At 67.7% G+C, this 6,993-nt stretch carries 4 protein-coding genes; all 4 read left to right on the forward strand.

Features of this window, described 5'->3' with window-relative positions; all coding sequences use genetic code 11:
- Positions 1-181 precede the first annotated feature (181 nt).
- The 4 genes from ACYX7E_RS13730 to ACYX7E_RS13745 all read left to right on the forward strand — a co-directional run bounded on the left by ACYX7E_RS13730 (position 182) and on the right by ACYX7E_RS13745 (position 6,916).
- The gene (locus tag ACYX7E_RS13730) at positions 182-1,951 is read left to right on the forward strand and encodes a serine hydrolase domain-containing protein (protein WP_462081149.1); all 1,770 of its coding nucleotides are present in this window, start codon (positions 182-184) and stop codon (positions 1,949-1,951) included.
- The gene (locus tag ACYX7E_RS13735) at positions 1,951-3,666 is read left to right on the forward strand and encodes an N-acyl-D-amino-acid deacylase family protein (protein ID WP_462081150.1); all 1,716 of its coding nucleotides are present in this window, start codon (positions 1,951-1,953) and stop codon (positions 3,664-3,666) included. The genes ACYX7E_RS13730 and ACYX7E_RS13735 overlap by 1 nt, the downstream gene beginning before the upstream one ends.
- Before the next feature lie 211 nt (positions 3,667-3,877).
- On the forward strand, positions 3,878-5,410 hold the full coding sequence (locus ACYX7E_RS13740; RefSeq protein WP_462081151.1) for a serine hydrolase domain-containing protein: 1,533 nt from the start codon (positions 3,878-3,880) through the stop codon (positions 5,408-5,410).
- Positions 5,411-5,482: 72 nt separating this feature from the next.
- On the forward strand, positions 5,483-6,916 hold the full coding sequence (locus ACYX7E_RS13745; protein WP_462081152.1) for a serine hydrolase domain-containing protein: 1,434 nt from the start codon (positions 5,483-5,485) through the stop codon (positions 6,914-6,916).
- Positions 6,917-6,993 lie beyond the last annotated feature (77 nt).

The raw sequence follows: 6,993 nt of genomic DNA on the forward strand, positions 1-6,993 counted from the left end.
CACTCGTTGTTGGGTGACTTGCTGGCATGTCGGGGGATACGACCGATGCGACCGTATCGGCAAAGCGTGCCGGGGTCATCTGTACGAATACGGTAATTTCGCCTATGGCCGCCACCGGGCCAGCCGCTTACGCTGCCGGTGCTCTGCCTGTCGCCGTCCCTTCCACCTCACGGATACCTCAATGCGCCCACGTATGTTGATTCTGGCCTCGTCCCTGCTGCTCGCCATGGCCGCCTGTTCGCAACCGGCTTCCGAGCCCTCGGCGACCGCAACCGCAGCGCCGACCGGATCGGTCACCGTGGATGCCCACCAGGCCAGCATCGATGCCCTGTTCGCCGAACAGGCCGTGGCCGGTACCCCGGGTGGCGCCGTCAGCGTCTACCAGGGCGGCAAGCTGGTATTCGCGAAGGGCTACGGCACCGCCGACCTGGAGTCGGAGCAGCCGATCACGCCGCAGACCCAGTTCCACGTCGCCAGCGTGTCCAAGCAGTTCACCGCCTTCTCGATCGCCCTGCTGGCGAAGGAAGGCAAGGTCGACCTCGACGCCGACATCCGCACCTACCTGCCGTACGTGCCGGACCTGGGCCACAAGATCACCGTGCGCCACCTGATCCTGCACACCAGCGGCCTGCGCGACCAGTGGTCGCTGTTCTCGATCGGCGGCCAGAACACCGAAGGCCGCGTGACCCAGCAGCAGATCGTCAACATGGTCTCGCGCCAGCAGGGGCTGAACTTCACCCCGGGCACCGAGTACCTGTACTGCAATACCGGCTACACCCTGCTCGCCGAGATCGTCTTCAAGGTCAGCGGCAAGACCCTGCGCGAGTTCACCACCGAGCGGATCTTCAAGCCGCTGGGCATGGACCGCACGTTCTTCTTCGACGACGTCACCGAGATCGTGCCGCACCGCGCCAACTCCTATGCCAAGCGCCGCGACAAGGACGGCAAGGAAACCGCCGTCTGGGAACGCGAACTGCTGAACTACGACAACGTCGGCGCGACCAGCCTGTTCACCACCGTCGAGGACCTGGCCAAGTGGGCCGGCAACTTCACCAAGCCGGTGGTCGGCGACAAGGCGCTGATCGACCAGATCAGCACCAACGGTACGCTCGATGACGGCACCCCGATCAACTACGCGTTCGCGCTGCAGCGCACCGACCTCAACGGCCGTACCATCGTCACCCATTCGGGCGCCGACGCCGGCTTCCGCGCGCTGTTCGTCTATTATCCCGAGCACGACTTCGCGGTCTCGATCACCGCCAACACGCCGTTCGACATGATGGACAAGATCGGCAAGATCGCCGACCTGTACCTGCCGGCGGTGGCCGAGACGGCCAAGGCCGAGATCCCGGCCGAAGACACCAAGGGCGACCTCGCGCGCTTCGTCGGCACCTACATCACGCCCTACGCCACTGCATTGCGCGTGGAGCACCGCGACGGCGCGCTGTACCGCGTCAGCAGCTGGGGCGAACCGCAGAAGCTGATCCTGCGCTCCAACGGCAAGCTCGATCTGGGCAAGCCCGACCAGCAGTCGTTCACGCCGGTCCTGTCGGCCGACGGCAAGGTCGTGGGCTTGGACGAGCTGGAGAAGGAAGACACCGTGCGCCAGCGCCTGGAGCGCATCGAGGCCTATGAGGCGCCCGCCGCCGACCTCGCCCAGTACAGTGGCGACTACCACAGCCCGGAGCTGGACATCACCTACAGCGTCAACGTTGTCGACGGCAAGCTCGAAGTCGCCAGCCTGTGGACCGACAAGCCGATCGGACTGCAGTCCGTGCAGGTCGACCGCTTCGAATCCACCGGCTGGGGGCTGGGCACGGTGATCTTCCAGCGCGATGGCGGCGGCCGCATCAATGGCCTGATGGTGCACAACGGTCGCGCCCGCAACATCCGCCTGGACCGCGTCGGCAATGCCCACGCGCCGGTCCCGGCCGCGAGCAGCGAACAGTGATGCGCGGTCTTCCGAGCCTGCTCGCGGCGGCCTGCCTGGCCGTCGCCGGCTGCACACCGGAGGCAGCGGCACCGACCGCCGCCGATGCCGCGCCTGCGCCAACCGCCGCCCCGGCGGTGGCGTACGACACCCTGATCACCGGCGCGCGCATCGTCGACGGCAGCGGCAATCCTTGGTATCGCGGCGACATCGCGATCCGCGATGGCCGCATCGCGGCGATCGGCAAGCTGCAGGGCGCCGAGGCCAAGCACGTCATCGACGCCGCCGACCGTGTCGTGGCCCCCGGTTTCATCGACCTGATGGGCCAGGACACCGCGATCTACATCACCGACCGCGTCGCCGCCGAAAGCCGCCTGCGCCAGGGCATCACCACCCACGTCAGCGGCGAAGGCTCCTCGCATGCGCCGCAGAACGCGCATACCCAGCCGCAGCCGCTGCAGGTCGGCGACGAAGCCCTGCGCTGGGAGACCTACGCCCAGTACTTCGACATCCTCAAGCGCCACAAGCTGCCGATCAACGTCGCCTTCAACGTCGGTGCCGCGCAGGTCCGCCAGGTCGTCATCGGCGACGAGGACCGTCCTCCGACCGCCGACGAGCTCAAGCAGATGGAGGCGCTGGTCGATCAGGCCATGCGCGATGGCGCGACCGGACTGTCGACCGCGCTGATCTATCCGCCGGGCATCTACGCCTCGACCGATGAACTGGTCGCGCTGGCCAAGGTCGTCGCCCGTCACGGCGGCATCTACTCCACGCATATGCGCAACGAGAGCGACAAGCTGCTCGAAGCCATCGACGAGAGCATCGAGATCGGCGAGCGCGCCGGCGTGCCGGTGCACATCTACCACCTCAAGGCCGCGGGGCAGGAAAACTGGCCGCTGGTCGCCAAGGCGGTCGAGCGCATCGCTGCGGCACGCGCACGCGGGCTGGAAGTCACCGCCGACATCTATCCCTACATCCGCAACGGCCTGGACCTGGTCTCGCTGATCCCGCCGCATCACTTCTCCAAGGGCGCCGAGGCATTCCTGCCGACGCTGGCCGATCCGGCCGTCCGCCAGAAGATCCGCGTCGAGCTGGAAAACCCGGCGGTCGGCTGGGAGAACTGGTACCGCCACACCGGCAAGCGCTGGGACAAGATCCTGATCACCGGTTCGGGTCGCTGGCCGGACAAGGACATCGCCGGCAAGTCGGTGCAGCAGGCCGCGGACGACGCCAAGCGCGACGTCTGGGACATGTTCTTCGACCTGTCCGCCGTCGGCGGCGTCGAAGTCGCACCCGAGACCATGGACGAGGCGCAGAAGCAGCTCGCGCTGCGCCAGCCCTGGGTCATGGTCGAGACCGATACCCCGCCGATCAACCCGGCCACCACCAAGAGCACGCATCCGCGCGCCTTCGGGGCGTTCCCGCGGGTACTGGCCAAGTACGTGCGCGAGGAGAAGGTGCTGACCCTGGAAGACGCGATCCGGCGCATGACCTCGATGCAGGCCAACCTGCTCGGCCTGCACGACCGCGGCCTGGTCGCGGTCGGCATGGCCGCCGACCTGGTGGTCTTCGATCCGCAGAAGATCCAGGACAAGGCCACGTTCGAGAATCCGCTGCAATATGCCGAGGGCGTCGACTTCCTGTTGATCAACGGCACCCTGGCCATCGACGAGGCACGCATCACCAATGCCTTGCCGGGCCAGGTCCTGCGCCGCCCGGGCAACCAGGGCAAGTGATCACCGTCGGATAGCCAATAGCCGGTTGCAGCCTGCCCCGCTGCAACCGGCTCACTACATCAAGCCCGCTGCATCAGGCTCACTGCGTCAGGCGTCCTGCAACAAGCTGCACCGCAAAACACGCGTCACCACACCTGCCACTGCTCCACCCGCCAGTGCTCCAGCTGCCGTCGCGCTGAGCAGCGCACCGCCATCGCCGCCCGGAGACCATATGACCCTGCTCGCCCGCACCGCCCTGATGCTCGCGCTCTCCTGCGGGCTGGCGCATCCCGCCTTCGCCGCCGACCAGGCCAACGCCGCGGTCGCCACGCAGGCAGAGTTCGATGCCCTGCGCGCCCGCATCCGCAAGGAACTGGCCGACAACCCGCAGGTCCCCTCGATCACGGTCGCCGTCGCGCGCGACGGCAAGATCGTCTGGGAAGAAGGCTTCGGCTGGGCCGACCGCGAAACCCGCCGCGCCGCCACCCCCGACACCCCGTACTCGATGGCGTCGATCTCCAAGCCCATCACCGCGACCGGCCTGATGACCCTGGTGCGCGACGGCAAGCTCGACCTCGACCGCCCGGCCAACGATTACCTGGGCGAGGCCAAGCTGGTCGCACGCGTCGGCGATGCCCGCGACGCCACCGTCCGCCGCGTCGCCAACCACACCGCCGGCCTGCCGCTGCACTACCAGTTCTTCTACGTCGACGAACCGGTGCGGCGCCCGCCGATGGAAGAGACCCTGCGCCGCTACGGCAACCTGGTCACCGCGCCCGGCGAGATCTACGAGTACTCCAACCTCGGCTACGGCGTGCTCGACGACATCATCGCGCGCGTCTCCGGGCAGAGCTACATCGACTACATGCGCACGCAGGTGTTCGAGCCGCTGGGCATGACCCATAGCTCGGTCGACATCGCGCCACAGCTGCAGAAGATCGCCGCGACCCGTTACGGCTTCGACGGCAAGCCGCTGCCGTTCTACGACTTCGACCACCCGGGCGGTTCGGCGGTCTATGCCAGTGCGCACGACCTGATCCGTTTCGCGATGTTCCACCTGAAGAACCACCTGCCCGACCAGAAGCAGATCCTCGACGACGCCACCATCGACGCTATGCACAAGCCGACCGCGTCCGAGGGCAAGGGGCCGGATGCCGGTGGCTATGGCGTCGGCTTCGGCTTCGACCTCAAGGGCGGCCACAAGGTCGTTTCGCATACCGGCAGCATGGGCGGCGTGCAGACGCAGATGCAGTTGTACCCGGATGCCAACATCGCCGTCGTCGTGCTCAGCAACAGCGGCTCGCGGCTGCCCTCGAAGATCGCCGACGCGATCGCGCGGCAACTGCTGCCCAACTGGCCGGCCGAGGCGGCCGCCAGCAACAACAGCGAACCCGCAACGCCGTTCGCGGCACCGGCGGCCCTGCTCGGCCGCTGGACCGGCGCGGTCGTCACCGAAGCCGGCGACGTGCCGGTAGAGCTGGAATTCCAGGCCGACGGCGACGTCCATGCCCGCTTCGGCAAGCAGCTCGAAACGCTGGTCAACAATCCGCGCTTCGAGGACGGCCGCTTCTTCGGCCAGGTCGTCTCGCGCGTCGACACCGAGGACACCCTGCGCCATCCTTCAACGACGCGGCTGTCGATGACCCTGCGCGGCAACGTGCTCAACGGCAGCGCCAGCTCGGTCAACTGGGGCACCGACCTGCCGCAGGATCCCAAGACCCGCAATGCCGTGTCGCACTGGATCGAAGTACGCAAGGCGCCCTGACCGGGCGCCTTCGACACGCACGACGCCCGCCACCTCGCGCCACTCCACCTCGCTCCAGCCTGCAGGCCCACCATGACACGTCTCGCGCTCTCACTGATGCTGGGCCTCGCCCTGGTCCCTGCCACCACCTTCGCGCAGTCGCGCGCCGACAACGTCGTCGCGCATGACACCATCGACCGCTTCGTCGAGCAGGAAATGGCCGCGCAGAAGATCCCCGGCGTCGCGCTGGCGATCATGCGCAACGGCGCACCGATCAAGCTGCAGGGCTACGGCTACGCCAACATCGAACACCAGGTCCCGGTGCATGCGGACACGATCTTCCAGTCCGGATCGATCGGCAAGATGTTCACCGGCATGGCGGTGATGCTGCTGGTGGAAGACGGCAAGCTCGACCTCGACGCCTCGATCCGTACCTACCTGCCGGACGCGCCCGCATCGTGGGCGCCGATCAAGCTGCGGCACCTGCTCAACCACACCGGCGGGCTCGGCGATCCGGACCTGGACTACCGTCGCGAATACACCGACGAGGACCTGCTGCAGGCCTACTACGCGGTGCCGCAGCTGTTCCCGGCGGCGCGTCGCTGGTCCTACAGCAATACCGGCTACGCGACCCTGGGCATCATCGTGCGCAAGGCCGGCGGCGAGTTCTACGGCGACGTGCTGGCCAAGCGCGTGTTCGCACCGCTGGGCATGCGCACCGCGCGCGTGATCAGCGACGAGGCCATCGTACCCAACCGCTCGGCCGGCTATTACGTCGGCGACGAAGGCGACTACACCAACCAGCCCTTCGTCTCCAAGTCGCTGAACGCCACCGCGGACGGCTCGCTGTATCTGTCGGCGCTGGACTACGTGAACTGGGAAGATGGCGTGCGCCGCAAGGCGCTGTTGAAGCCGGAATCGTGGAAGGAGATCACCCGCCCTGCGCCGCTCGACAATGGCACCAGCTATCCCTATGGCTTCGGCTGGACGCTCTCCAAGGCGCCGGACGGCGGTGAAATCATGCAGCACGGCGGCTCCTGGCAGGGCTTCCGCACCAACCTGCGCCGCTACATCGACGACGGCCTGACGATCGTGATCCTGGCCAACTCGACCAGCGCCGATACCACCAAACTGCTCAACGGCGTCGCCAGCCGCTACGACAGCCGTTACACCGAACCGGCGCCTGCGAAGATCGCCGATGCGCATCCGGACCTGACCGCGTCGACCAGCAGGACGCTCGCGCGTGTCGCCGCCGGCGCGCTGACCGACAAGGACTTCCCGCTGATCGGCGGCGAGTGGCGCCAGCGCATGTTCGACAGCGGCCGCAAGACGCTGGGCGAGCTGGGCAAATGCGGCAACCTCGACGTCTTCTCCGACCAGGCCAACGGCGACCGCCAGGTCCGCCGTTACCAGGCCCAATGCCGCAACGGCGTGCTGGAAGCCAGCTCGACGATGGCCGCCGACGGCACCCCCGACACGCTGTCGGTGCGGCGCCGGACGCCCGGCCAGGCGGCGGACGAGGACTGATGGACGCCGTCCGCCGCAGCGAGCGGTTGCGCGCACCGTCTTCGACGCGCACCGCCGTGCGCACGGGCTTGATTGCA

The organism is Luteimonas sp. RIT-PG2_3, from assembly GCF_054902115.1.

Coding starts and splice junctions, on each gene's coding strand:
- ACYX7E_RS13730 (WP_462081149.1), top strand. CDS start 182: ATGCGCCCACGTATGTTGATTCTGGCCTCGTCCCTGCTGCTCGCCATG.
- ACYX7E_RS13735 (WP_462081150.1), top strand. CDS start 1,951: ATGCGCGGTCTTCCGAGCCTGCTCGCGGCGGCCTGCCTGGCCGTCGCC.
- ACYX7E_RS13740 (WP_462081151.1), top strand. CDS start 3,878: ATGACCCTGCTCGCCCGCACCGCCCTGATGCTCGCGCTCTCCTGCGGG.
- ACYX7E_RS13745 (WP_462081152.1), top strand. CDS start 5,483: ATGACACGTCTCGCGCTCTCACTGATGCTGGGCCTCGCCCTGGTCCCT.